This is a genomic window from Nocardia sp. NBC_01009 (genome assembly GCF_045208035.1).
Lineage (GTDB): Bacteria > Actinomycetota > Actinomycetes > Mycobacteriales > Mycobacteriaceae > Nocardia.
In genome coordinates, this window is sequence record NZ_CP108695.1 from 6,712,820 (window position 1) to 6,738,260 (window position 25,441).

The window sequence follows — 25,441 nt, forward strand, 5'->3', positions numbered from 1 at the left end:
TGCGCGACCCACGCCGCCGCATCAGCCGACTGGGGTCTCGACCAGGCCGTCGGCGGTGAGTTCCACCCGACGGGTCACTCCGATGTCGTCGAGGAACCGCGGGTCGTGGCTCACCACGATCAGCGCGCCCTCGAAACTCGCGAGCGCCTGGGTCAGATGCTCCAGGCTCGGCAGGTCGAGATTGTTGGTCGGCTCGTCGAGCAGCAACAGCTTCGGCGCCGGGTCGGCCAGCAGCAGCATGGCCAGCGCGGCACGCAAACGTTCACCACCGGACAGTGCCGAGGCGGCGACATCGGCGTCGGCACCCCGGAACAGGAACCGCGCCAACTGAGCCCGGATCTGCTCCGCCGACGCGTGCGGTGCCGCCGCCGCCACGTTCTCGAACACCGAACACGGCTCGTCGAAGACGTCGAGACGTTGCGGCAGCATCCGCCACGCGACCTTCGGCGATTCCTCGACGATCCGGTGCAGCAACGTGGTTTTGCCGACGCCGTTACGGCCGGTGAGCGCGATACGCTCCGGGCCGGTCACCCGCAATGTCACCTTCGGTCCACACGCCAGCCGGACCCCGTCGAGGTCGATCACGTCCTGGCCCGGATACAACCGGGTGTCGGGCAGATCGACACGGATCTCCCTGTCGTCGCGCAACAACTCCTGCGCCTGCTGGAGCTGTTCCTTTGCGGTATCGACCTTTTCGATGTGGTTGTTGCGCAGTTTGCCCGCCGACACCTGCGCTTGCCGTTTCCGCTCGTTCATCACGATTTTCGGTTCGCGCTTGGTGTCCCACATTTTCTGCCCGTAGCGCAGTCGTCGATCCAGTTTGATCCGCGCCTCCACGAGTTCGCGTGCCTGCTTGCGCACATCGCTGCGCGCATCGCGGATCGCCGCCCGCGCGGCCTGCTGCTCGGCCTCGATGATTTGCTCGTACTCGCTGAAATTTCCTCCGAACAACCGCAATTCGCCCTGCCGCAGCTCGACGATCGAGGTCATCCGGTCCAGCAGCTCACGATCGTGGCTTACGGTGAGCACTGTGCCGGAGAACTGGGCGACCACGGCATAAAGCCGCTGCCTGGCAACATGATCCAGGTTGTTCGTCGGTTCGTCCAACAACAGCACATCGGGCTCGCGCAGCAGCTGCGCCACCAATCCCAGCAGTACCGTCTCGCCGCCGGACAGGGTTTCCAGTCGGCGATCGAGCTGCTCTGTCGAATCGGCCAGATAGTGCAGACCGAGCCGGCCGAGCAGCGCGACGGCGCTCTCCTCGACGTCCCACTGGCCGCCGACGATGTCGAAGTCGGCGTCAGCTGCCGTGCCGGATTCGATGCGATGCAAGGCTTTTCGCGCATCCGCGATGCCGAGCACTTCGTCCACCCGCAGCCCATCGCCGAGTCCGAGATCCTGCCGCAGATAGCCCAGGCGACCGGAAACCGTGATCGAGCCACGCGCCGGCGGCAGTGCACCAGCGATCAGCCGCAACAGCGTCGATTTGCCGACGCCGTTGCTGCCGACCAGACCGAGGTGGCCGGGACCGAGCACAGCGTCGAGCCCATCGAAGACAGGAGTCCCGTCGGGCCACGAGAAAGTGAGATCGGAAATAGAAAGATTGGTCATGTACCTACCCCAGAGGTTGCAACGGAATGCGACGCGCGAGACGCGGGCCGCCCGAGTGGCTACCTCATGAGAGCAACGGCATGACTCCGATCAACGGGAACAAGACTCGTCCAGATTAGGCAAACCGGACCGATCGCGCCAGTGATATTTGGATCACATCTTCTCCGCAGGTCTGCGGTCTGCGCGACCTTCCACGAGCCCCGCGCACGCCGTCAGCCGAGTGCCGGATCGCTTCCGGGCGCACCTGTTCACCCCGCCCGCGCCTGTTCGACGGTCGGCTCCTCGGAGCGGTATTGCCCGGCAGCATGGCTGCGGCCGGGCGCCCAAGGAAACCGCGCACCATCAGCTCGGAAGGCTGATGATGCGCGGCATTCTCCCGGCCTGCGCCGGAGCAACGTCCTGACGGATTCTTTCGAAATGACTAGATGCGAACCACCGAGGTCAACGGGTAGTCGCCCTGCCGCTCGCGCCCGCCGAGGAAGCCGAGCTCGAGGACCACCGCGGCGGCGACGACTTCAGCGCCCGCCTCGGCGAAGAGGGCCGCGGCGGCCGCGAGGGTGCCGCCAGTGGCCAGGACATCGTCGAGGAGCAGCACGCGGCGACCCTTCAGATCGATGCCGTCGGCGGGGATCTCCAGGGCCGCGGTGCCATATTCGAGACTGTATTCGCGGGTGATCACGGGCGGGGGCAGCTTGCCCGCCTTGCGGACCGCGAGGACGCCGGTGCCGAGGGTGGCCGCGACGCCCGCGCCGATAATGAAGCCGCGGGCATCGACGCCGGCGACCAGGTCGGCCTGCGGTGCACAATCCGCGAGGCAGTCGATGACGGCACGGAAGCCCTCCGGATCGGCAAAAACGGGGCTGAGATCAGCAAAACGAACACCAGGAGTAGGGAAATCGTCGCGCCACCGGGTAAGACGCTCTACCAGCTCGGCGGCCTTTGTGGTCCGCTCGGTTGCCAGGTCGTCTGATTCGACCGCCGCGTGCTTGCTCATCGACACCTCTCCATGGTCCATCACCCACAACACCTTGTCACCGCTTCAACACCCAGCGGTCCATGTTCCAGCCGGTCCCGCCCTGCGTGGGGCCGGCGATGCCGTTCTGCAGACCGATGCCGAAGGCGATGATGCGGGGATTGGCGAACAGGGGGACGCTCGGCATCTCCGACCACAGCAGGTTTTCGGCCTCGGTCAGCAGATTCAGCGTTGTGGTCGAGTTGTCGTCGGCCGCAAGCTGATCGGTGATCGCATCGTATCGCCCGTTACCGAAGCGACCGAAATTGAGCCCGCTACCTGTGCGCAACGCGCTGGTCGCGGCAATCCCGGCCAGTGATCCGGCCGGACCCGGCGCCGACGCGGTGCTCGCGAGGACGGCGTCGACCTTGCCCTCGGTGAGCTGAGCGGGGGTGAAATCGGCCGCGCCTGCGTCGAGGACGGTGAGGCCGGCGGGTTTGCACGCCTCGGCGATCATCGCGACGATCTGTGCGCGACGCTCATCGGGCTGCAGGTAACCGATGCGAACGGTGGGCTTGCCCGCGCCGGAGGAGGCCAGCGCCGCGGTGGCGGCGGGGACGTCGGTGCCGCGATACTTCTCGGCCGGACCGGTGACCGCCGGATAGTACAGCGAGTCCTGCTGCACGATGCGGGAATTCAGCGGTGCGGTGCCGAGACCGCTCTTCGGCGCGTCCTTCGCCTTGCCGAGTTTGTCGAACAGCGCCTGCCTCGGCACACACAGAGCGAACGCACGGCGCGCATCCACCGAACCGAACACTCCCCCGGTCCCGAGCACCAGCTGCTCGACACCGCGGCCCGGCACGGTCCGTACCGAAAAACCGTCCAGGTTCAGATCTTTCACCGATCCAGCGCCGACATCGACTACACCGACAGCATTGTCGGCGACCTTGGCCTGCACGTCGACGGTCTTGGGCCACACCACGATCCGCCCGGTCTCGGGCTTGTTGCCCCACCAGCGCTCGTTCGCGACGAGCACCAAACCGTCTTTGGCGGAATAGGATTCGATCCGGTAGGGCCCGGACGACGGGAAGCGGGACAAATCGAGACTGCCCGAACTCATGGCCCAGCCGTTGTTCCAGAAGTCGGCCAGCCGTTGGATCGCGCCGGGATCACCGGTTTGCAAGGCCGACACCGCATTCGGCACATTGGCCACCCGCGCCGCGACGTGTGCGGGCATCAGCTCGCCTGCGGTGAACAGGGTGCGCCACGGCAGGAAATGCCGGTCGGGCCGGAACACCACGGTGGCGTCCTTGGAGCCGGGCTGACAGTCCACCCGCTCGATGTCGGCGTACCCGGCGCTGTTGGCCGCGTCGAACAGTGGCGCGGGGCCGCGGTCACCGGGTTTGGTGAACCGACCGCTGCGCGCGGCCCAGGCCAGCACCAGGTCGTCGCACGAGGTGGGCACGCCATCGGAGTACACACCATCCGGGTTGAGCCGGTACTGCACGGTCTGGGCCTCGCCGGGAACCTCTTTCGCGGTACCCGCGTCGGTGTCGGCGACCTGCTGACCGTCCGGTCCGGTGTAGAAGAACCCGGTCAGCACCCGCCCGAACACGGCCGCCGAGCCGCTGCTCGCACCGAGCGTGCTGCCACCGTTGTAGCTGGCGATCACAGCATCGACGGCGTAGCCGATCGACGGCACCTGGTTCTGACCGGAGCACCCGGCGACCATCCCGGCCGCCAGGGTGCCCGCAGCCACCGATCCGATCAGACGCGCCAGTGACTGCTTGCGCATGGAAGGAAACCCCTGCCTGTAGGTCAGTGCCTCTTCTTGTACCGTTTCCCGCTCGGCCGGGCGCCAGGCCGCGGAGCATCGCCCGGTTCCCGCGCCCGTCGCGGCGCTTCGGAGTAATCCCGGCCGGTCGCGGCCACCGCGCGCCGCTCGGCCTCGGCGCCCGCACGGGCCGCGGCCACGCCGGACCGCCTGTTCTGCACCTTCTTGGTGTGCGCCGCGACCGGACCCCAGCGTTCCTTGATCGACACCAGCAACGGGGTGGCGAAGAAGATCGAGGAGTAGGTACCGACCAGCAGGCCGACCAGCTGCACGAGCGCCAGGTCCTTGAGCGTGCCGACGCCGAGCATCCACACCGCGATCACCATCAGGCCGACGATCGGCAGAATACCGATCAGCGCGGTGTTGATCGAACGCATCAGCGTCTGGTTCACCGCGAGGTTGGCCTGCTCGCCGTAGGTCCGACGGTTCAAATGCAGGATGCCCCTGGTGTTCTCCTCGACCTTGTCGAAGACGACGACCGAGTCGTACAGCGAGAACCCGAGAATGGTGAGAATGCCGATCACGGTGGCCGGCGTAACCTCCAGGCCGACGATCGAGTAGACGCCCGCCGTCACCGAGACATCGAAGCCCAATGCGGCAAGGGCGGCGATCGCCATGTCCCGCTCGAACCGGATGGTGATGTAGATGGCGACCAGCACGAGGAACACCGCGAGTGCGATGAGGGCCTTGCGGGTGATCTGACTGCCCCAGGTTTCGCTCACGTCGGAGGTGCTGATCGCGGCGCGGCTCGGATTCCCGTCCCGGTCCTTGGGCTGGAACTTACTGAACAGCGCGTTGTTCAGCGCTTCCACTTGATTCTTGTCGAGCGCCTCGGAGCGGATCAACATGGTGGACGACGCGCCCGTGCCCACCGTCTGTACCGACACCGGGTCGGTACCGATGGCGCCGCGGTAGACGTCCTCCACCTGGCTGGTGGTCGCGTTACCCGCCGGGAACTGGATCCGCGAGCCGCCCTCGAAATCGATGCCGAGGGTGAAACCGCGAAAAACGATGCTGCCCAACGAGATCAGCACGATGGCCGCAGTGATGAGGTACCACATCCGGCGCTTGCCGATGACGTCGATGGCGCCGGTGCCGGTGTAGAGCCGGTTGAGGAAGCTGTGCTTGGGCTGTGCGGCGTACCGCACGTCATCGGTTTCGGGATCGTCCTCATGCAACGAGGGCGTGATCTGGCTGTTGGTCATCGCGTCCTCACGCTTTCCCCGAATGCGGCATCGGCCGCCTTGCGCTCACGGGCGACCTGCTGGATCGCACCGAGACCATTCACCGACGGGCTCGACCAGAAGGCCGTCCTGGAGGCCAGCAACACCAGCGGCGCCGTCACCAGGAACACCACCACCACGTCGAGCACGGTGGTGAGACCGAGGGTGAACGCGAAGCCGCGCACCTGGCCGACGGCCAGCGCGTAGAGCACCGCCGCCGCGATGAAGCTCACCGCGTTGCCGGACAGGACCGTCCGGCGTGCGCGCTGCCAGCCGCGTGGCACGGCCGAGCGGAAACTGCGGCCCTCACGCATCTCGTCTTTGATGCGTTCGAAGAACACCACGAACGAGTCGGCGGTCATGCCGATACCGATGATCAGGCCGGCGATGCCGGCGAGGTCGAGGGTGAAGCCGATCCACCGCCCGAGCAGGACCATGATGCCGTATACGGCGAGACCGGAGGCGACCAGCGACAAGCCGGTCAGGAAACCGAGCATCCGATAGTAGGCCAGGCAGTAGAGCAGGACCACGACAAGACCGACCGCGCCCGCGAGCAGACCCGCCTTCAACGAGGAAAGGCCCAGCGTCGCCGAGACGGTTTCGGCTTCCGAGATCTGGAACGACAGCGGCAGCGAACCGTACTTCAGCGTGTTCGCGAGTTCCTTCGCACTGGTGGCGTTGAAATTGCCGCTGATGGTGGTGCGGCCGCCCTGCTGCGGTCCCGCCTGCACGACGGGCGCGCTGACGACCTTCGAGTCGAGGACGAATGCGACTCGCTTGTAGAGGTATTCGCCGGTAAGCGTGGCCCAAGCGTCACTGCCGCCGGACTTGAACTCGAGGTTGACCTCATGCCGCGCCTGCTGCTGATTGAGCCCCGAGCTCGCGTTCTTGATCTCCTGGCCGTCGATGCGGCTCTTGTCGAGCAGCAACACCTCGGTGCCGTCGGTGGAGCAGGCGACCAGCGGCAGGTTCGGATCGTCATTGCCTGCCAGCGGGTCGGGCTTGCTGCAATCCAGCGCGGCCATCGCGGCCTTCTGGATGGTCGGGTCGGTGCTCTGCCGGACGGCCTTGGCCGTGGCAATTTCCTGCTGTGCCTGTTCCTGCGGGGAACCGGGCGGCGCAGGCGGCTCGGTCGGCGCCTGCGCGGGGAACACCCGCTGCTGCGGCGCGGGCTCCGGCGACACCTCTTCCGGTGTTTCCGGTGCGGGGCTCGACGGTGTTGCGGCGGGCGACTGCGCCGGCTGTTGCGGCACGCCCCGGCTCGCCACCGATTCGGCTGAGAGCACCGGCCGGATGTAGAGCTTGGCGGTGGTCGCCAGCGCACGCGCCTGCTGGCCGTCGTCACCCGGCACCGTGATGACGATGTTGTCACCGTCGATCACGACCTCGGAGCCACCGACGCCGAGTCCGTTGACCCGGTTCTCGATGATCTCCTGCGCCTTCCGCAGGCTGTCCTGGCCCGGCTTGCTGCCGTCGGGGGTGCGCGCGGTCAGCGTGACCCGGGTGCCACCCTGTAGGTCGATGCCGAGCTTGGGGGTCGGGTCTTTGTCACCGGTGAAGAACACCAACGCATAGATCACGGCCAGCAGCGCGGCGTAGACGCCGAGCAGCCGGAGCGGATGCGCCGATCCTTGGGAAGGTGGCACAGTACGTCATCTCCTAGGCGGGAAGTCGAGGTGGAACGGACGGGCACGCACCAGCGGCGCCGGGTACCCGGGAGTGCGGCCCGCGGCATCATCAGGCACGCGGGCTCACCGATAACCGGTCGGGCCGGTCAGTCCTTGGTCAGCCGGGTCTCGGTCTGTTCCGCGGACTCTTCGACGGCCTCGTCGGTCACGGTCTCGTCCGTGGCCTCATCCGTGGTCTCGTCCTCGGTGCGCACCTCACGGATGGCCAGGCGCAGCCACGTGGTGACGACCTCTTCGGCAATCTCGAGGTCGACGGTGGTGTCGTCGAGATCGACCACGGTGCCGTACAGCCCCGACGTGGTGGTGACCTGATCGCCGACCTTCAGGCTGCCCTGCATGTCGGTGACCTTCTGTGCCTCGCGCTTCTGGCGGCGAGACATCAGGTACATCGACACGAACAGGCCTACCAGCACTAGCGGAAACAGAAGTTCCATCGTCGAAGTCAGTCCCTAGTCTGTGGGTGGGTTTGGACAGGTATCTCAACAGTCTGCCAGCTCGTGTCACCACTGCCACACCGGCACACCCTTGACGTCCCGATTCGCGCTCTGGCGGGCAGTTCGGCGCGCTGCCGGGCGACGGCGACGAACCCGAACGCGAGGGCAACGCGCCACTGATCACCGGCGGCGTCAGCATGGGTGGGCTGGTCACCCGCTACGCCCTTGTGCAACGACACCAATTCGGAGCACTCCGCAGTAACGCCGGTACTCGCGGAATGGATCCTGCGCAAGATCGCCGAGTAGCGATGCAGGCGGGCCCGCGGCCGACATATTCGACCGCGGGCTCGCCCAAAGGGCGTCTTTAGGCAGACTTGCCATAGGTGTAGTCGTCGAGCGGAAAGCTGATTGCCTCACGGTGGGCGTTGATGGTGCTGGTCGGGCGCAGTAGCGCGGCCTCGCCGTGCTGGTTGAAGTAGTAGCTGCGCGCGGTCGAGCAATCGCCGCCGTAGAACACCGAGGAGCCGAGCTTGTCTGTCACTCGGTTCAGGAAGTGTGCGTTGGCCTGCTCGGTCACCTCGAAGGTTGTCTCGCCACGACGGAAGGTCTCCTTCAGCAGCCTGCCCATGTGCTTCATCTGAGCCTCGATGGTGGTGAAGTACGACAGGCCGCTGTAGGAGTACGGGCTGTTGAGGCTGATGAAGTTCGGGAACTTGGGCACGGTGATGCCCTCGTAGGCCTGGAAACGGTTGTCCCGCCAGAACTTTCCGAGGTCGACGCCATCGCGGCCGATGATCTCGATGGCCGGGAAGTTCACATCCCACAGATTGAAGCCGGTGGCAAGGATCAGGGTGTCGATCTCGGTCTTGTGTCCGTCGGCGGTCACGATGCCGTCGGCCTCGACGTGGTCGATCGAGTTGGTCTCGAGGCGCACGTTCGGCCGGTTGAACGTTTTGAAGTACAGGTTGGAGAAAGTCGGGCGCTTGCAGCCGAAGTCGTAGTGCGGTGTCAGCTTCTTGCGCGTTTCCTTGTCGCGCACCTGCGCACGCAGGTGCGCCTTCGCGAGCAGGCCCGCGGCCTTGTTCAGCGGCTTGGCCTGCTTGAAATGCAGCACACCGACTACCATCAGCGCCTCGAGCATGCCGGTGTTCACCAGCCGGGCCGCCTTCTGAGTGGCTGGCACTCGGGCGAACAGCTTCTGCACCGGGCCGGGGATTGCGGTGTCGACCTTCGGCACCACCCAGATCGGGGTGCGCTGGAAAACGGTGAGCTCCGCGACCTTCTCGGCCGCCTCCGGCACCAGCTGCACGGCGGTCGCACCGGTGCCGATGATCGCGGCCTTGCGACCGGCGAGGTCGAAGTCGTCCTCCCATGCGGTGGTGTGGATGATCTTGCCCGCGAAGGAGTCGATGCCGGGGAACGGCGGGGTGTAGGGCTGGGAGAGGAACCCGGTGGCGGTGAGAAGGTAACGGCCGGTGATGGTTTCACCACCCGCGACGGACACCACCCAGTACTGGTGCTCCTCGTCCCAGCGGGCGCCGTCGACCACGGTGCCGAAACGCATCCGGCGGCGCAGGCCGTACTTGTCGGCGACGAACTCGGCGTATTTCTTGAGCTCCTGGCCGGGCGCGAACAGGCGCGTCCAGTAGGGATTGGGCTCGAACGAGTACGAGTAGGTCACCGAGGCGATGTCGACCGCGAGACCCGGATAGTGATTGACGTGCCAGGTGCCGCCGAGGTCGTCTTCGCGTTCCAGGATGACGAAATTGCTCAGACCGAGCCGGTCGAGCTCGATGCCCGCACCCATTCCGCCGAAACCTGCACCGACAACGACCGCATCGAACTGAGGCGCCACGTCGAACCTCCTGCTGAGTGAACCATTCCCTCATGGAATGTGAATCAATCCTCACGGAATGACACATCATTCCGTTTGTGAACACAGTATCATCGTGAGGGTGACGAAGCCATCCACGCGTGCTGAGCGACGCAAAGCCGAACTGCGCCAGGACATCATCGACACTGCCTTCGTCTGTTTCGCGGAGAAGGGCTATCACGGCACCGGAATCGCGGACATCGCCGGCGTCCTCGGCATCGGGCACGGCACCTTCTACCGCTACTTCAGCAATAAGCGCGACATCATCGATCACGTCATCGACGACCTCGCCGGGCGCATCGTGGCCGCCCTCGGCACCGACAACGCCCCGGACGCCGCGACCTCGCTCGACGACTACCGCGCTCAACTCGACCGCATCGGCGTAGCGCTGCACCACATCCTCGTCGAGGACCGCAGGGTGGCCCAGCTGCTGCTCTTCCACGCGACCGGCATCGACGACGAACTCACCGCCCGCCTCTACGGCCTGCTCGACATGGCCGACGCACTGACCGCCGGCTACCTCTCGCACGGCGTCGAACTCGGGTATCTGCGGGCCGATCTGGACACCACCAACACCGCAAAGGCCGTCACCGGCATGCTCATCGCAGGCATCGTGCACGGACTGCGCAGCCCTGACCCCGCTGCCGTCGACGGGCTCAACGAGGCGATCCGCAGGCTACTCATCGATGGTGTCCGCAAAGAATGATCGCGGTCGCCACACCACAGATGCGGTGTGGCGCAAAGACACTCGGCCGCCATCGGTCATCGGCAGGCAGCTGGCCGAATTTCACTGGATACGAGCACGATTTCGGAGGCTAGGGTGAACACTGATCGACGGTGTCCATATGGGGGTCGCACGTGTTCGCAAGAGACCGCGGAGTACGAAGAAGTGGCATTCGACCAGAGCACGGCAATGACCCTGACAGAATGTCGCGCGTGACCCCCGAGGACGTGAGCCGGACCCATTTCCCCATGCCACCGGTCGGACACCGCGGCTATCACGCCGATGAGGTCGACGCCTTCCTGGAGCTCGTCGCCGCTACGCTCGACGGACGCGGCACCCTCACCGCCGACGACGTCCGGAACGTGGCCTTCGACGCACCCCGGTTCGGCGGGCGCGGCTACCAGGCCGACGAGGTCGACGAATTCCTCGATCAGATTCGGATAGAGCTGGAATTCCGGCAGCTCGGCACCCGGCCGGTACCCGCGTCCGGCAACGGCTCCGGGCCACTGCTGACACCCGAGGACATCCACCAGATGCGATTCACCCAGGCGCCCATCGGTCGCCGCGGCTACGACACCGACGAGGTCGACGCGTTCCTCGACCTCGTCGCCGCGACCCTCGCCCACGGCGGACCCAGCAGCCTCACCGTCACCGATGTGCGTGCGGTGCGGTTCACCGAAGCCAGGCTCAGCACCCGCGGGTACGAGCACGGCGAGGTGGACGCGTTCCTCGACCTCGTCGTCACCGCACTCGAGCACACGGCACACCACCACCGTTGAACATTTACCCGCCGCGCCGGGTCGTGGGGCGTATCACGCTGCGCCACAAGGTCAGTCGACGGCATCCGAGATAGGTTGTGGTTCGCGGCCGCGGACTTCGATCGAGCCGAAGACCAGGTCCGGTGGCGGGACCAGGCCCAAGTGCTCCCATGCCGCGGCAGTGGCGACACGACCTCGCGGCGTGCGGGCGACCATGCCCGCGCGGACGAGAAACGGCTCGCAGACCTCCTCGACGGTGGCCGCTTCCTCCCCTACCGCCACGGCCAGCGTCGACACACCGACCGGACCACCGCCGAAGCTGCGGACCAACGCGGCGAGCACCGCGCGGTCCAGGCGATCGAGGCCGAGCACGTCGACGTCGTAGACCTCGAGTGCCGCCTGCGCGATCGGCAGGGTGATCAGACCGTCGGCGCGCACCTCGGCGTAGTCGCGGACGCGGCGCAACAGCCGATTCGCGATGCGGGGCGTACCGCGCGAACGGCCCGCGATTTCGGCGGCCGCTTCGGGTTCGATGGTGAGACCGAGGATATGCGCCGAGCGCAGCAGAATGCGCAGCAGCTCGCCGGGCTCGTAAAAGTCCATGTGGCCGGTGAAGCCGAAGCGGTCACGCAGCGGGCCGGTGAGTGCACCCGAGCGGGTGGTGGCGCCGACCAAGGTGAAGGGGGCGATATCGAGTGGGATCGAGGTCGCGCCGGGGCCCTTGCCGACCACCACGTCGACACGGAAATCCTCCATGGCCAGGTACAACATTTCCTCGGCGGGCCGCGCGATGCGGTGGATCTCGTCGATGAACAGCACATCGCCTTCGACCAGGTTGCTGAGCATGGCGGCGAGGTCGCCCGCCCGTTCCAGCGCGGGGCCGGAGGTGATGCGCAGTGCGGTACCCAGTTCGCCCGCGATGATCATCGCCATGCTGGTCTTGCCGAGGCCGGGCGGACCGGACAGCAGCACGTGATCGGGGGTGCCGCCGCGCTGTTTGGCGCCGCGCAGCACCAGCGCGAGCTGTTCACGCACGCGCGGCTGGCCGATGAAATCGTCGAGCGACTTCGGGCGCAGGCTGGCCTCGATCTCACCGTCGGACCTGAGATAGCTTGCGGTGACCTGGGATTCGTCATCGATGTGGGATTCGACGTCGTCGTAGTCCATGCCGCGCTACCGGTTCTTGCCGAGCGAGGCGAGGGCCGCGCGCAGCGCGATGGCGGTGTCGGCGGCGGGCTGTTCGGCCAGCACCGCGTCGACCGCCTGCTCGGCCTGCTTGAGTGGGAAGCCGAGCCCGGTCAGCGCCTCGACAACCTGCTCACGCACCGGTGTGAGCACCGGGGTCGGGGTAGCCCCGGGCGGACCTGCCTGCACCGGAACAAGATTCACCTTGTCACGCAATTCGACGACCATGCGTTCGGCGCCGCGTTTGCCGATGCCGGGAACGCGGGTCAGTGCGGCGACATTGCTCTCCGCGAGCGCCTTGCGCAGCGCCTCCGGTTCGAGTACGGCCAGCACGGCCATGGCAAGCCGGGGGCCGACTCCGGACACCGTCTGCAGGAGCCCGAACAGGTCACGGGATTCGGTATCGGCGAAACCGAACAGCGTCATCGAGTCCTCGCGCACGATCATCGCGGTGTACAGCCGGGATTCCTCGCCGCGAGCCAGCGTGGACAACGTCGCCGGGGTGACATTGAGGCGGTAGCCGACGCCCGCCGCCTCGATCACCACATGGTCGAGGGCGATCTCGAGCACCTCACCGCGTACCGACGCGATCACCTGCGTACCGCCTTCCGTTGTTCAGCAAGCTTTTCCGCGTACCGCCGCTGCACCTGTGCCGCCTGCGCCTCGGCCTTGGCCATCCGATCCAGCAGCGGCGCGCGCCAACAGTGGCAGATCGCCAAGGCCAGCGCATCGGCCGCGTCCGCGGGTTTCGGCGCAACCTGGAGGCCGAGGATACGCGTCACCATCGCCGTCACCTGAGCCTTGTCCGCCGTGCCGTTGCCGGTGACGGCGGCCTTCACCTCACTGGGCGTATGGAAGGCCACAGGTATCCCCCTGCGGGCCGCCGCGAGCGCGATCACACCACCCGCCTGTGCGGTGCCCATTGCGGTGCGCACATTGTGCTGCGCGAACACCCGCTCGATCGCCACCGCCTCGGGTTTATGGGTGTCCATCCAGAGTTCGGCCGCATCCGCGACACCGAGCAGGCGGTGCGCCAAATCCAGGTCCGGCGGCGTCCGCACCACACCGACGGCCAGTGCGGTCACCTTCCTGCCGAGCCCGCCCTCCACGATGCTGAGGCCGCACCGGGTGAGCCCCGGATCGACACCCATCACCCGCACGAAAACACCCCTTCGACAGACGCGAACAGTTGTTCGAAGTCTAGAGGACATCGCACGCTGCCTGCGACAGCGACACGGGGTGCAGGGAAAACGGGAGAAGGGAGTCAGGGCGCCACCGGCGCGAGGCCGAGCAGCGCCGGTTCGGTGGCACGCGAGGCCCATTCGTGCGCGGGGTTTGCCACCAGGCGACGCGCCTGGAGGTCGAGCAGTCCGCTGACGAAGGTGATGGTCGCCGACAATGCACCGTCGGATCGGGTGAAAGTGTGCTCGACGCGGTAGGTCTTGCCAGCGCCCCAAACCCACGAGCACGACACGTCCACCGAATCGCCCGCACGCAGTTCGCGGTGGTACTTGATCACCGTCTCGAGGTTGACCGGGCCGAGGCCCGAGCTCAGCAGGGCCTCGACGGATATCCCGGCCGCCTGCACGCAGGCGAACCGCGCGTGGTCGGCGAACTGCTGGTAGGCGGAGCCGGTGACATGCTGCTGGAGGTCCAGGTCGGACACGCGGACGTCGATCCGAACCCGAAACGGTTCGTGGGTATTCGTCACGCCACCACCATGGCAGAGGCCACCGACACGTTTCGGCCGCCAGACCGCACTCGGCCGGTCCGATGGCCGAGCTACCGCGCCGCGACCTGTGCGGCGAACGCCGCGTACGCACGCTCGTCGAACAGGACGAACCGCACCTCGCGCACAGCGGTGACCGCCGCGGACACGGTCTCGACGGCGATCCGGGCGCCGTCGGGCAGCGGCCAGCCGAAGATACCGGTGGAGATGGCCGGGAACGCGACCGTGCCCGCACCCAATTCATCGGCCACCCGCAACGATTCGCGATAGCAGGAAGCCAGCAGATCCGAGCGGTCCCCGGTCGCCGACCACACCGGACCGACCGTGTGGATCACCCAGCGCGCCGGCAGTCGACCTACCGTCGTCGCCACCGCCTGCCCGGTGGGCAGGCCGTTGCCGTAGTGCGACGCGCGCAGCTTGCGACACGCATCGAGAATCTCGGGCCCGCCCTTGCGGTGGATCGCACCGTCGACTCCGCCACCGCCGAGCAACGACGAATTCGCGGCGTTGACCACGGCGTCCACCGTTTGCTCGGTGATGTCTCCCCGCACGAGTTGCAGCGCGACCATGACCGAATTCTGCCATCGCAGCGGCACGCCGGCGGCCGGCGTTTCCTGGAATCGTCTGATTCGGTCTGGCTATGCCCCTACGATCCGAAGATGAGCAACTCTGTTAAGGCAGTCCTCGAGGGCGGGCCGGAGGACTTGCCGGCCCGCATCGTTCCCATCACACCACCGGGGATCGAGCTCAAGGTCGCGTTCAAGGGCGGCTACGAGCATTTCAAGGTCACCGCCAGGCATAAAGACACATCCGAGGGCAGCCTGCCCGTCTATGAGTGGACGGTGCGCACCGAGATCGCGCAGTGAGCCCCGAGCGGTCACAGCGTCACCGGAGCGGATTCACAGCTTGTCTCGAGCAATGACCTCGACAATGCCGTAGGTGCCCGTCCTTCGAGCTCCCCTCGCCGCGCCGGCCAACCCTGTGCCGCCACCGCCGCAACTTCCATCGGCGGATCTGAACCCCAACTACCAGAACACCTTTCATCACGGACTATCGGTGTTGCACGGTTGGCTGCCATCGACCATCGAGTTGGTGGCAGTCGCCGTGCTCATCGCGGCCGTCGGATGGCGTACGCGCCGTTGGCGTCTCGTCGGCGTACCCGTGTGCGTGGCGTCGGGTATCGCAGGCGCGGTCGCCGCATGGGCCTATGTCAACGACCAGGGGCTGGCGTCGGATCCGGCCCCGCTGCTGCTGTGGGTGTGTGTCGTCGCGACCGGCGCGGCGATCGCAGTGGCGGTGCTCGGCTGGCGTAGCGCACGATGGTGGCGACGTGGGATGTCGATTCTCGCGATTCCGCTGGCACTGCTGAGCACGGGCATCGTGCTCGATCAATGGGTCGGCTACTACCCGACCGTGCAATCCGCGTGGAGCGCGCTCACCGCCGGCCCGCTGCCACAGCAGACCGACCTCGACGCGCTGCCCGCGCTGCGCGGCACCAACCTCAGCAGCGGCAAGATCGTGCCGGTCCGGATCCCCGACGCGGGCAGTGGTTTTCCGCATCGCACCGAATACGTGTACCTGCCGCCCGCGTGGTTCGCCGGGCCGACTCCACCCGCGCTGCCCGTGGTGATGATGATCGGCGGCGAATTCAACACCCCTGCCGACTGGGTTCGCAGCGGCCAGATCATGCCCGCCGTGGACAAGTTCACCGCGGCCAACAGTGGCCGCGCGCCGATCCTCGTCTTCGTCGATTCCAGCGGCAGTTTCAACAACGACACCGAGTGCGTGAACGGCCCGCGTGGCGATGCGGCCGATCACCTCACCCGTGCTGTGCCCGGGTATGTCGAGTCCAGGTTCGGCGCGTCGGCGGATCCAGCGCAATGGGCGGTGGTCGGCTGGTCAATGGGCGGCACCTGCGCGGTCGATCTGGCTGTGATGCATCCGGAGCTCATGCGCACCTTCGTCGATATCGCGGGCGACATCGGTCCGGCCTCGGGCACCAGGGCGCAGACCATCGCCCGCCTCTTCGGCGGCGACGCCGATCAATGGGCGGCCTTCGACCCGCTGACCGTCATGGCCGAACACGGCCCGTATACCGGCACCGCCGGACTCTTCGACGATCTGACCCCGCCGCCGCACGCCAGGACGGGTGGACATCCCCGGCCACCCGCCGACGACTCTTCGGCCGGCATGGGCGGCCACGACGGTGTGCCCGACACCGGCGAGGTCGGCGCGGCCGAGCGGCTGTGCAAGCAGGGCCGCGAGGTCGGCATCGACTGCACGATCCACACCACTCAGGGCGGGCACACCTGGCAATTCGCCTCGGCGGCCTTCACCGCTTCGTTCCCGTGGATCGTCGCCCGCGTCGGTCTTCCGGTACCCGATGCCCAGTGACCTATCGGATCACCCCATAAGCGCGCACCACCCCTACCCCTGATTGCTCGAGGTCGGTCGCGGCGCATGGTCGGGGCACCACCCGTATGTCGCCTCCCTCGGATGCCGCTCATAGTGCGTGCTCCGGCTGCGCGGAGATGCGGTTGCGGGTCGATTGCTACGGGGTCGGGGCGACGTCTCGGGTGGGGTCGGGGCGGAAGGTGCGGCGGTAGGTTCGGGGGGAGACGCCTAGTGCTTCGTGGAGGTGTTGGCGGAGGGAGCCGCCGGTGGCGAAGCCGACTTCGCCTGCGATCCGATCGATCGGGAGGTCGGTGGATTCCAGGAGGTCCCGGGCTCGGAAGACGCGCTGCTGGATGAGCCAGCGGCCGGGGCTCATGCCGACCTCGTCGCGGAAGCGGCGAGCGAAGGTGCGCTTGCTCATACGGGCGTGGGCGGCGAGATCGTCCATGGTCAAGGGCAATCCGAGGTTTTCCAGCGCCCAATGGCGGGCGGCCGCGGTGCCGGTGGAGGTCGACGGCGGCACCGGCTGTTCGATGTATTGGGCTTGGCCGCCGTCGCGCCAGGGCGGGATGACACAGCGGCGGGCCACCCGGTTGGCGACTTCGCTGCCGTGGTCGCGGCGCACCAGGTGCAGGCAGATGTCGATGCCCGCTGCCGCGCCCGCCGAGGTGAGGACGTCGCCGTCGTCGACGTACAACACGTCCGGGTCGAGATGCACCTTCGGAAAGGTGCGGCGGAACAGGTCGGCTTGATTCCAATGCGTCGTTGCGGGCCTGCCGTCCAATAACCCGGCGGCCGCGGCGACGAACGCACCGGTGCAGATGGACACGATTCTGGCGCCCGGTCCAATCCGCGCGAGCGCGTCCGACACGGTGGACGGCAGCTCGCCATCGAGGGTCATCGCAATGTCGCACGCCGGAATGACCACGGTGTCCGCGGTGGCCAACGCACTGCTGTCGAGTTCGACGGCAATCGCGAAATCGGAGCGGGTCGCCACCGGCCTCCCGTCGATCGAGCAGGTCATGACCTCGTACCGGTCCGGGGCGGTACCGAACACCCGGCTCGGAATTCCCAGCTCGAAGGGATACACGCCGTCGAGCGCCAATACGACCACGCGGTGCCGGACCGAATCATCACGCACCGAAGCATCCGCCACCATGGCACGATCATATCGAATAATGGCAATCGTGCCATTTTCTCGATTGGTTACGGCAGGCAATGTCGAGTGCATGAGTGAAGACAAGACAATGCGTGCGATCAGCCAGGACGTTCTCGGCGGGCCCGAGGTTCTCATCGAGGCGCAACTGCCACGTCCGGTGCCCGGGCCCGGCGAGATTCTGGTTCGCGTGCGTGCGGCGGGCCTCAACCCGACCGACTGGCGACACCGCGCAGTGCCCGGCCTGTTCCTAGCGGAGCCACCGTTCGTACTCGGCTGGGACGTATCCGGCGACGTGGTCGCCACCGGCATCGGCGTCACGCTCTTCGCGCCGGGCGACGAGGTCTTCGGCATGCTCCCCTACCCGTACGGTCACGGCGCGCTCGCCGAGTACACGACCGGACCGGCACGCGCCTTCGCACGGAAACCGGCTGGGCTGGACCACATTCGAGCCGCCGCGATCCCACTCGCCGCCCTCACCGCCTGGCAGGCGCTTGTCGATACCGCGGACCTCACCGCCGGACAGCGCGTCCTGATCCATGCCGCCGCGGGCGGCGTCGGACACTTCGCCGTCCAAATCGCCAAGGCCCGTGGCGCATACGTGATCGGCACCGCGAGCGCGGCCAATCACGAATTCCTGCGCGCTCTCGGCGTCGACGAGGCGATCGATTACCGGACAACAGATTTCGCCGAGGCAGCCCGCGATGTGGACGTGGTGCTCGACTCGATCGACGACGAGAACAGCCTCCGCTCCCTGCACACCCTGCGCCCCGGCGGCCTGCTGATCTCCCTGCGTGCCTTCGGCCCTGCCGATTTGGCGGCCGAGGCCGACAAGTTGGGCGTGCGCGCAGTCCGCATGCTGGTGGAAGACGACCACGCCGGCATGACCGCGCTCGCACAACTCGCCGAAAGCGGCGCGCTGCGACCGACAATCGCCGGGACCTTCCCGCTGGCAGACGCCGCAAAGGCACACGCACTCGGCGACACCGGCCGCACCGTAGGCAAGTTGGTGCTGACGGTGCCGTAGCGCAACCAGACCGCAGGCACAGTCATGGCCGAATGCGTAACCGATAGGGGTCGAATGCTTGCCCTACCGGCCGCGCGAGAACCCGGTCGGACGATCGGCCGGCACAAATGCGACCGACATGTCGGGGGCGACTACATCCCGCGCCCGGCGATAGAAGGCCAGCACATGCTTCGGGGCGGCCCACATATTTGCGGACCGCCCCGAGTACGGCGGCTATTGCCTGCCGTGCAGCACTGCGAAAATCGGACTACTCGTCGTCGAGTTCCGCGAGGACCTCGTCGGACAGGTCGACGTTGGTGTAGACGTTCTGCACGTCGTCGCTGTCTTCGAGCGCGTCGACCAGCTTGAACACCTTGCGCGCACCATCCGCGTCGACCGCGACCGACACCGACGGCTGGAAGCCCGATTCGGCAGAGTCGTAATCGATTCCGGTGGACTGCAGCGCGGAGCGCACCGCGATCAGGTCGGACGGGTCGCTGATGATCTCGAAGGTGTCACCGAGGTCGTTGACCTCCTCCGCGCCCGCGTCGAGCACAGCCATGAGAACGTCGTCCTCGGACAGGCCGTTCTTCTCCAGCGTGACGACACCCTTACGGTGGAACAGGTACGAGACCGAACCCGGGTCGGCCATATTGCCGCCGTTGCGGGTCATCGCGACACGCACCTCGCCCGCGGCGCGGTTGCGGTTGTCGGTGAGGCACTCGATCAGCACCGCGACACCGTTGGGTCCGTAACCCTCGTACATGATCGTCTGCCAGTCGGCGCCACCGGCTTCTTCGCCGCCGCCGCGCTTACGGGCGCGCTCGATGTTGTCGTTGGGCACAGACGACTTCTTCGCCTTCTGAATGGCGTCGAAAAGCGTCGGATTACCGGCCGGGTCACTGCCACCTGTGCGGGCCGCCACCTCGATGTTCTTGATCAGCTTGGCGAAGAGCTTGCCACGCTTCGCATCGATCCCAGCCTTCTTGTGCTTGGTGGTGGCCCATTTGGAGTGGCCGCTCATTCCCTACTTCCTCCAGGTCGACTGCACGTCTGATTGTGCGCACGGTACCCGTACCGGCCGGGTAGACAACTCCCCCAGCCTACTCGGCCTGCCGCCACGCCTTCTCCAGGCTCACATCGGGGCGGGATTCGCACCGCGCATGCGCCCGGCTCGAGCTACGGCTACGCCTTGCGCACCAGGTCCACGAACATCCGGTGCACCCGCAGGTCGCCGGTGACCTCGGGGTGGAACGACGTCGCGAGGACCTTCCCCTGCCGCACCGCGACGATACTTCCGGCGAACGGACCGCTCGGCACCGTGGCAAGCACCTCGACGCCCTCGCCTGCATGCTCGACCCACGGCGCCCGGATGAACACCGCGCGGATCGGGCCGTCGTCGAGGCCCGCGAAATCCAGATCGGTCTCGAACGAGTCGACCTGACGGCCGAAAGCGTTGCGGCGCACCGTCATATCAATGCCCGACAGGTGCTTGGCATCGGGGCGGGTGTCGAGCACCTCGGAGGCAAGCAGGATCATCCCGGCGCAGGAACCGAAGGCGGGCATGCCCGCACGCAGCCGGGCACGCAGCGGTTCCAACAGTTCGAACACCTCGAGCAGCTTGCTGATAGTGGTCGACTCGCCGCCGGGCAGCACCAGTGCGTCGACGGCGGCGAGCTCGGATTCGCGGCGCACCAGAACAGGTTCCGCACCGCACAGTGCGAGCGCCGCGACATGTTCGCGCACGTCACCCTGCAGCGCGAGCACGCCGATGGTCGGCCGGGAAGGGACCTGCTGCGCGCCTGCGGCCGGCGAGGCTACCGAGGATGCGTTCACGATCGAGAGCTTACGAGCCACCGCGGTGTGGCCCTGCTCACGGTCGCCGTCAAGGTTCCGTCAACGCGGGTCCGCACGACCAGGAACAGGTCGACACTCGCACTGTGATTGCTGTCTTGCCGCGCCGGACCCCAGAGCCGCGCGGAGATGCGGGGGCCACCCCGAACCGGCGCGGGTTGACCGTTTCGACCGGATTGGCGGGCCTGTCCCTCGACGCCATGGCGTCGGTGTCCTACGGTCCGGAAGCGATCGTGCTGGTACTTGCGACCGCCGGTGGTGCCGGACTCGGCATGACCTTGCCGGTGACGCTGGCGATCGCCGGACTGCTCGCCGTACTGGTCGCCTCCTACCGTCAGGTGATCGCGGCCTTCCCCGACGGCGGCGGCGCGTACGCCGTGGCGAAGAAGCACCTCGGCCACCGGACCAGCCTGGTCGCCGCCGCCTCGCTGATCGTCGACTATGTGCTCAACGTCGCGGTGTCCGTCGCCGCCGGTGTTGCCGCACTGACGTCGGCATTTCCCGCACTGCACAACTACACAGTGTGGATCTGCCTCGCGATCCTGGTCGGCATTACGGCATTGAACCTGCTCGGCATCACCGAGAGCGCCCGCGCATTCATGATCCCCACGGTCGTCTTCGTCGGCGGCATCTTCGCGGTCATCGTCGGCGGCCTACTGCGTGCGCAACCCGCCGACGTCACCGCCAGCGCCGCGGCGGTCTCGGATCTGCACACGGTCGGAGTTCTCTTGCTGCTCAAGGCATTCTCCAGCGGCTGTGCGGCACTGACCGGCGTGGAAGCGATCGCGAATGCGGTCCCCACTTTCGCGGCACCGAAAGTCGTTCGCGCGCAACGCGCCGAGGTGGTCCTCGGAGTATTGCTCGGCATCATGCTGATCGGCCTCGCCGTGCTCATCGAGAAGTCCTCGCTGCGGCCGATCGAGGGCACCACAGTCCTCTCGCAGCTCACCGAAGCGGCGCTCGGTCACGGAATCGGTTACTACATTGTGCAATTCGCGACGGTGATCCTGTTGGCGCTCGCGGCGAACACCTCATACGGCGGGCTGCCGACGCTCACCAGAATCCTGGCCGACGACAACTGCCTGCCGCACCGATTCGCGGTGAAGTCGCAGCGCGAGGTCTACCGGTACGGCGTACTCACGCTGGGGCTGAGCTCGGCGGTGCTGCTGGTCGCCGCGGGCGGCAACATGAACGCGCTCGTCCCGCTGTTCGCCATCGGGGTATTCGTCGGATTCACCATCTCGCAGACCGGCATGGTCCGGCACTGGTTGCTGACCCGCGCCGCCGGCTGGCGGTGGCGGATTGCGCTCAACGGCTTCGGCGCACTACTGACCTTCCTCGCCGCCATCGTCACCACCGCAATGAAATTCACCGAGGGCGCCTGGCTGATCGTACTGGTCCTGCCCGCATTGGTCCTCGGCATGGAGCGAATTCGCAACGCCTACAACCGGATCAGCGGATGCCGCGGCAGCGGCGCGGTGCCAGCACAGCCGCAGGCGACCGGCACGGCCATCATCGTCCCGATATCGGAGGTCTCCGAACTCAGCCGCGAGGCGCTCTCCGCGGCCATGTCCATCGGCAGAGACATCGTCGCCGTGCATGTCTGCCTGCCCGGTGAATCGGTCAAGGCGTTCACCAAGGCCTGGGAGACCTGGCATCCAGAGGTACAGCTGGTGCTGCTCGAGGACAGTGACTCGACGGTGGGCGGCCCGGTCGCCCACTACGTCCGGGCGAACTTCACCGGACGGCGCAAGGTGGTGGTGATCGCCGAGATCGACCCGCCGATGGGCTGGGAGCGAGTGTTACCCAGCCATCGCAGCGACGAGCTCGAACGGGAACTGCGTCGGATGACCGACACCGTGGTCTGCCACCTACGCGTCCAAGTGATGTGAGCCCGATCGAGCTCAGGCCCGGTGGTGGTGCCGGTCTGCCACGTCGAGCAGTTCGGTCAGTGCTCCCGCAGGGTGCGGATCAAACCTTCCTGCACGACCGCGGCGACCATTTGGCCCTCGCGGTTGAAGATCTTGCCGCCGGTCAGCGCACGGCCGAAGCCCGCCGACGGCGAAGACTGGTCATAGAGCAGCCAATCGTCGGCGCGGAACGGGCGCAGGAACCACATGGCGTGATCGAGCGACGCGTTCTGGGTCTCTTCGTCGGGGTGGATGACCTTGGAGGAGCCCAGCAGCGTCATATCGCTCATGTAGGCGAGCGTGCACACGTGGAACAGCGGGTCGTCGGGCAGCGGATGCCGGTAGCGGAACCACACCTGCTGTTGGGACACCACGCCGTCGCGGCGGGCCACGCTGTTCTGCGGCACCGTGCGGATATCCCAGTGCTCCCACTCCCGCATCGCCCACAGCCGCTCCGGGCTCATGGTGGTGCTGGCATCCGGCAGGTCGTCGGGCGGCTGCACGGCAAGCATCTCGTCCTGATGCTCGGGACCCTCGTCGCCGACGTGGAACGACGCCGACATCGTGAATATTGCCGCGCCATCCTGGACGCCGGTGACCCGGCGGGTGCAGAAGGACCGGCCGTCACGAATCCGCTCGACCAGGTACACCGTCGGCTGATCCGGATTGCCCGGCCGCAGGAAGTACCCGTGCAGCGAATGCACCTGATACCGCGGCTCCACCGTGCGTACCGCCGACACCAACGCCTGGCCGGCAACCTGTCCGCCGAATGTGCGCGGGAGCTGGGTCTTCGTGGAAGCACCACGGAAGATGTCCCGCTCGAGCCGCTCGATTTCCAGCGCCTCTTCGATTGTCGCCATGCGCTGACATTAACCCGCCGCCGCCCACCACTCCCGCCCGGCTGGGCGGTCGCTCCGGTCGGGCCGACCGGTGGCTCATGCGCAACCCGGTCGCGGCGACCGACCTGACCGGCCGGTTCTGCCGGGCACATAATCAGCCGCTCGGCACTGAACGAGAAACCAGGCGACGACCACATGCGCCACCGCTACACCATCGGTCGGTCGGCCGGCCGCGACCGCCGGATCCTGGTTTGTTGTGATTGACGGGTGCCACAGTTCGCAGCGATCACCCGAGACGGCCTCGTCGAGCTGGTGACCCACCGTATCCTCGAACTGCCCGGCCGCCAGATAATCGCGGTCGACGGAGCCGATGCCGCCGAACCGGTCCCGCTCGCAGACCTCATCGCCGCCGCCCTGCGGGCCACCGGCCGCGCCGCCTACGTAGTCTCCCTCCACGATTACGTCCGCCCGGCATCGCTGCGCATGGAGTACGGCCGTGACGACGAACTGTCCTATCGCACAGCATGGTTCGACTACGAAGCCCTCCGCCGCGAGGTCGTCGACGCCCTCCACGACACCGCCCGCTGGCTGCCCGCCCTCTGGAACGAAAACACCGACCGCTCGGCCCGCGCAGCCATCCGCCCCGCAGCCCCCGACACCGTCGTCCTCATCGCGGGCCCCATGCTCCTGGGCCGCACCCTCCCTTTCGACCTGACCCTCCGCCTCGATATGTCCGAACCGGCCCTGCGCCGCAACACCCCACCCGACCATCAATGGACCATCCCAGCCCTACTCCATCACCATCACGAAAACCCCGACCCCCCAACCTTCTTCATCCGCTGGGACCACCCCCACCGCCCGGCCCTCCGCACCGAACCACCCCGATAGGCATCCACACCACAGCGGTCACCGCACGAACGGGACACACTGGCAAACTTCCTCGCGATATGCCGCAGCCATATCCCGTTCAACAGCGGACAACACCGTGGCAGAGCTGCGCAGACCGGGACCCCGCCGATAGCTCCGTGCTAGGCGCGTCAAGTGGCACATGGCCAAGGCGGCTGTGGTGTGTCGCCGCAACCGTGTGCCACTCGCCGTCGCCGGGGTAACGCCCGACCTCGCTCAGTCGAGCCCGCGGAGCCTGGTGGAACTTTGTTGCCTGTGCCACAGCCAGTCGAGCCAGCGGTCCGTGACGAAAGCCCTTATCGCCTGCGCCACAGCCACATTCCCGGTTGCGGGCCCGGCCAGGAGGCAGGCACTCGATCGCGCCAACCCGATAGCTGCACACTATGCGCAGGAGTTATCGCTTTCGCTGTCTGTCATCGTGACCATGCCGCTGGCCGTCGCCGAGCCAAAGCGCCACTTCGCCTAGTTGAGCCGGCGGCCTGGTGTGCAGCACCGTACCTCTTGTGCCACAGCGCAATTCTCCTCTGGTGATAGCGCATGTTGGAGAGCGTTCGCGGTCTTTCATCACGACGACGTGCCACTCGTTGTGGACTAGGTGAGGCGGTGGCCGCCGTCTATGTGGAGGACGGTGCCGGTGATGAAAGGGTTGTGCATAAGGGTGAGCATTGCTTGGGCGATGTCGTCGGGGTGGCCGATTCGGCCGACGGGGAGGCGGGCGGCCATTTGCTGGTGGCGTTCGGTTTTGGCGGGGCCTGCGATGGTGTCCCAGATGGGGGTGTCCACCCAGCCGGGCGAGACGACGTTGACCCGGATGGGGCCCATTTCGACAGCGAGTGCGTAGGCGAGGGAGGCGAGAGCGCCGTTGACGGCCGCGACGATGGAGGCGCCGGGGGCCGGGCGGTAGGCGGCGACGCCGGAGGTGAAGGTAAGGGAGCCGCCGGCCGCGATGCGGGCGTGCTTGGCGACGAGGGTGGGGCCGATCACCTTGGCTTCTACGAAGTTTCGGCCGATCTCGGCGTCGAAAGAACCAATGGGCTGGTATGCGCCGTTGGCGTCCGCTGCGGTGGTCACCACGTGGTCGACCGGACCGGCCTCGGTGAACAATCGCTCGAGATCGCTCTCGCGGGTGATGTCGGTGACGACCGAACGCACTGTGCCGGGGCCTTCGGGCAGAGCGCGTTCGGCGTCGGCGAGCCGGGCCGACGATCGGCCCGCGATAATGACTTCGGCACCCCGGCCGATCAGCGCGGCCGCCAGCGCGAGTCCCATGCCGGAGCTGCCGCCGACGATGACGACGCGTTCGGGGATTGTCGTGGTTTGTGTCATGACTCCACCCGACCATCGGCAGCACCGAGTGTCCATGTC

Annotated in this window: 24 protein-coding genes; 7 read left to right on the forward strand and 17 right to left on the reverse strand. The window is 67.0% G+C overall.

All coding sequences use genetic code 11. From position 1 onward, the window contains the following. Window positions 1-21: 21 nt before the first annotated feature. The 7 genes from OHA42_RS30110 to OHA42_RS30140 form a co-directional block, all read right to left on the reverse strand. Entirely contained in the window at window positions 22-1,611 is a 1,590-nt protein-coding gene (locus tag OHA42_RS30110) for an ABC-F family ATP-binding cassette domain-containing protein (RefSeq protein ID WP_406231144.1), read from the reverse strand. A 421-nt stretch (window positions 1,612-2,032) separates the two neighbouring features. Further along, window positions 2,033-2,605 carry an adenine phosphoribosyltransferase gene (locus tag OHA42_RS30115; protein WP_328413183.1) on the reverse strand — a complete coding sequence of 191 codons (573 nt, stop codon included), beginning with the start codon at window positions 2,603-2,605 and terminating at the stop codon, window positions 2,033-2,035. Window positions 2,606-2,642: 37 nt separating this feature from the next. Next, a complete protein-coding gene (locus OHA42_RS30120) occupies window positions 2,643-4,358 on the reverse strand; it encodes an ABC transporter substrate-binding protein (protein ID WP_406231145.1) in 1,716 nt (571 codons plus the stop codon). 23 nt (window positions 4,359-4,381) lie between these two features. Beyond that, window positions 4,382-5,602: a protein translocase subunit SecF gene (gene secF / locus OHA42_RS30125; RefSeq protein ID WP_328403238.1), complete on the reverse strand. Its 1,221-nt coding sequence runs from the start codon at window positions 5,600-5,602 to the stop codon at window positions 4,382-4,384. Further along, window positions 5,599-7,266, reverse strand: coding sequence for a protein translocase subunit SecD (secD, locus tag OHA42_RS30130; protein ID WP_406231146.1), 1,668 nt, complete (start codon window positions 7,264-7,266; stop codon window positions 5,599-5,601). Before secD ends, secF begins: the two co-directional genes overlap by 4 nt. Window positions 7,267-7,394: 128 nt before the next feature. Beyond that, window positions 7,395-7,742, reverse strand: coding sequence for a preprotein translocase subunit YajC (yajC, locus tag OHA42_RS30135; protein WP_406231147.1), 348 nt, complete (start codon window positions 7,740-7,742; stop codon window positions 7,395-7,397). Window positions 7,743-8,106: 364 nt separating this feature from the next. Further along, window positions 8,107-9,597 carry a flavin-containing monooxygenase gene (locus OHA42_RS30140; RefSeq protein ID WP_406231148.1) on the reverse strand — a complete coding sequence of 497 codons (1,491 nt, stop codon included), beginning with the start codon at window positions 9,595-9,597 and terminating at the stop codon, window positions 8,107-8,109. 58 nt (window positions 9,598-9,655) lie between these two features. On the opposite strand from OHA42_RS30140, the gene OHA42_RS30145 reads away from it, so the two are divergent. Together OHA42_RS30145 and OHA42_RS30150 are read left to right on the forward strand one after the other, a co-directional pair. Next, window positions 9,656-10,321, forward strand: coding sequence for a TetR/AcrR family transcriptional regulator (locus OHA42_RS30145; protein ID WP_406231149.1), 666 nt, complete (start codon window positions 9,656-9,658; stop codon window positions 10,319-10,321). 221 nt (window positions 10,322-10,542) lie between these two features. Further along, window positions 10,543-11,118, forward strand: a complete 576-nt coding sequence (locus OHA42_RS30150; RefSeq protein ID WP_406231150.1) for a DivIVA domain-containing protein — start codon at window positions 10,543-10,545, stop codon at window positions 11,116-11,118. Window positions 11,119-11,169: 51 nt separating this feature from the next. Here OHA42_RS30150 and ruvB read toward each other — a convergent pair whose 3' ends face one another. From ruvB to OHA42_RS30175, 5 genes are all read right to left on the reverse strand, one after another. After that, the gene (ruvB, locus tag OHA42_RS30155) at window positions 11,170-12,264 is read right to left on the reverse strand and encodes a Holliday junction branch migration DNA helicase RuvB (protein ID WP_406231151.1); all 1,095 of its coding nucleotides are present in this window, start codon (window positions 12,262-12,264) and stop codon (window positions 11,170-11,172) included. 6 nt (window positions 12,265-12,270) lie between these two features. Beyond that, window positions 12,271-12,876 carry a Holliday junction branch migration protein RuvA gene (gene ruvA, locus OHA42_RS30160; protein WP_406231152.1) on the reverse strand — a complete coding sequence of 202 codons (606 nt, stop codon included), beginning with the start codon at window positions 12,874-12,876 and terminating at the stop codon, window positions 12,271-12,273. Beyond that, window positions 12,873-13,442 carry a crossover junction endodeoxyribonuclease RuvC gene (gene ruvC / locus OHA42_RS30165; RefSeq protein ID WP_406231153.1) on the reverse strand — a complete coding sequence of 190 codons (570 nt, stop codon included), beginning with the start codon at window positions 13,440-13,442 and terminating at the stop codon, window positions 12,873-12,875. The genes ruvA and ruvC overlap by 4 nt, the downstream gene beginning before the upstream one ends. A gap of 104 nt (window positions 13,443-13,546) precedes the next feature. Then, window positions 13,547-13,993: an acyl-CoA thioesterase gene (locus tag OHA42_RS30170; RefSeq protein ID WP_406231154.1), complete on the reverse strand. Its 447-nt coding sequence runs from the start codon at window positions 13,991-13,993 to the stop codon at window positions 13,547-13,549. Between the two features lie 71 nt (window positions 13,994-14,064). Further along, on the reverse strand, window positions 14,065-14,580 hold the full coding sequence (locus OHA42_RS30175) for an O-acetyl-ADP-ribose deacetylase (protein WP_406231155.1): 516 nt from the start codon (window positions 14,578-14,580) through the stop codon (window positions 14,065-14,067). Between the two features lie 90 nt (window positions 14,581-14,670). On the opposite strand from OHA42_RS30175, the gene OHA42_RS30180 reads away from it, so the two are divergent. Both OHA42_RS30180 and OHA42_RS30185 read left to right on the forward strand, forming a co-directional pair. After that, window positions 14,671-14,877, forward strand: coding sequence for a DUF5988 family protein (locus OHA42_RS30180; RefSeq protein WP_328403260.1), 207 nt, complete (start codon window positions 14,671-14,673; stop codon window positions 14,875-14,877). A gap of 73 nt (window positions 14,878-14,950) precedes the next feature. Continuing rightward, window positions 14,951-16,405: an alpha/beta hydrolase gene (locus tag OHA42_RS30185; RefSeq protein WP_406231156.1), complete on the forward strand. Its 1,455-nt coding sequence runs from the start codon at window positions 14,951-14,953 to the stop codon at window positions 16,403-16,405. A gap of 157 nt (window positions 16,406-16,562) precedes the next feature. Here the strand turns inward: OHA42_RS30185 and OHA42_RS30190 are convergent, their stop codons facing one another. Next, on the reverse strand, window positions 16,563-17,564 hold the full coding sequence (locus OHA42_RS30190) for a GlxA family transcriptional regulator (RefSeq protein ID WP_406231157.1): 1,002 nt from the start codon (window positions 17,562-17,564) through the stop codon (window positions 16,563-16,565). 70 nt (window positions 17,565-17,634) lie between these two features. Between OHA42_RS30190 and OHA42_RS30195 the strand changes: the two genes are divergently transcribed. After that, on the forward strand, window positions 17,635-18,588 hold the full coding sequence (locus tag OHA42_RS30195) for an NADP-dependent oxidoreductase (RefSeq protein ID WP_406231158.1): 954 nt from the start codon (window positions 17,635-17,637) through the stop codon (window positions 18,586-18,588). A 247-nt stretch (window positions 18,589-18,835) separates the two neighbouring features. On the opposite strand, the gene OHA42_RS30200 is transcribed toward OHA42_RS30195, so the two are convergent. Continuing rightward, window positions 18,836-19,591 carry a YebC/PmpR family DNA-binding transcriptional regulator gene (locus OHA42_RS30200; protein ID WP_406231159.1) on the reverse strand — a complete coding sequence of 252 codons (756 nt, stop codon included), beginning with the start codon at window positions 19,589-19,591 and terminating at the stop codon, window positions 18,836-18,838. A 161-nt stretch (window positions 19,592-19,752) separates the two neighbouring features. Beyond that, on the reverse strand, window positions 19,753-20,403 hold the full coding sequence (gene pdxT, locus OHA42_RS30205; RefSeq protein WP_406231160.1) for a pyridoxal 5'-phosphate synthase glutaminase subunit PdxT: 651 nt from the start codon (window positions 20,401-20,403) through the stop codon (window positions 19,753-19,755). 218 nt (window positions 20,404-20,621) lie between these two features. On the opposite strand from pdxT, the gene OHA42_RS30210 reads away from it, so the two are divergent. Beyond that, complete coding sequence (locus OHA42_RS30210) at window positions 20,622-22,313, forward strand: APC family permease (RefSeq protein WP_406239682.1); 1,692 nt, start codon at window positions 20,622-20,624, stop codon at window positions 22,311-22,313. A 56-nt stretch (window positions 22,314-22,369) separates the two neighbouring features. Here OHA42_RS30210 and OHA42_RS30215 read toward each other — a convergent pair whose 3' ends face one another. Beyond that, on the reverse strand, window positions 22,370-23,191 hold the full coding sequence (locus OHA42_RS30215; RefSeq protein WP_406231161.1) for an acyl-CoA thioesterase: 822 nt from the start codon (window positions 23,189-23,191) through the stop codon (window positions 22,370-22,372). Window positions 23,192-23,437: 246 nt separating this feature from the next. On the opposite strand from OHA42_RS30215, the gene OHA42_RS30220 reads away from it, so the two are divergent. Beyond that, window positions 23,438-24,058, forward strand: coding sequence for a hypothetical protein (locus tag OHA42_RS30220; RefSeq protein ID WP_406231162.1), 621 nt, complete (start codon window positions 23,438-23,440; stop codon window positions 24,056-24,058). 609 nt (window positions 24,059-24,667) lie between these two features. Here OHA42_RS30220 and OHA42_RS30225 read toward each other — a convergent pair. Then, window positions 24,668-25,402 carry an SDR family oxidoreductase gene (locus OHA42_RS30225; RefSeq protein WP_406231163.1) on the reverse strand — a complete coding sequence of 245 codons (735 nt, stop codon included), beginning with the start codon at window positions 25,400-25,402 and terminating at the stop codon, window positions 24,668-24,670. Between the last annotated feature and the right edge of the window lie 39 nt (window positions 25,403-25,441).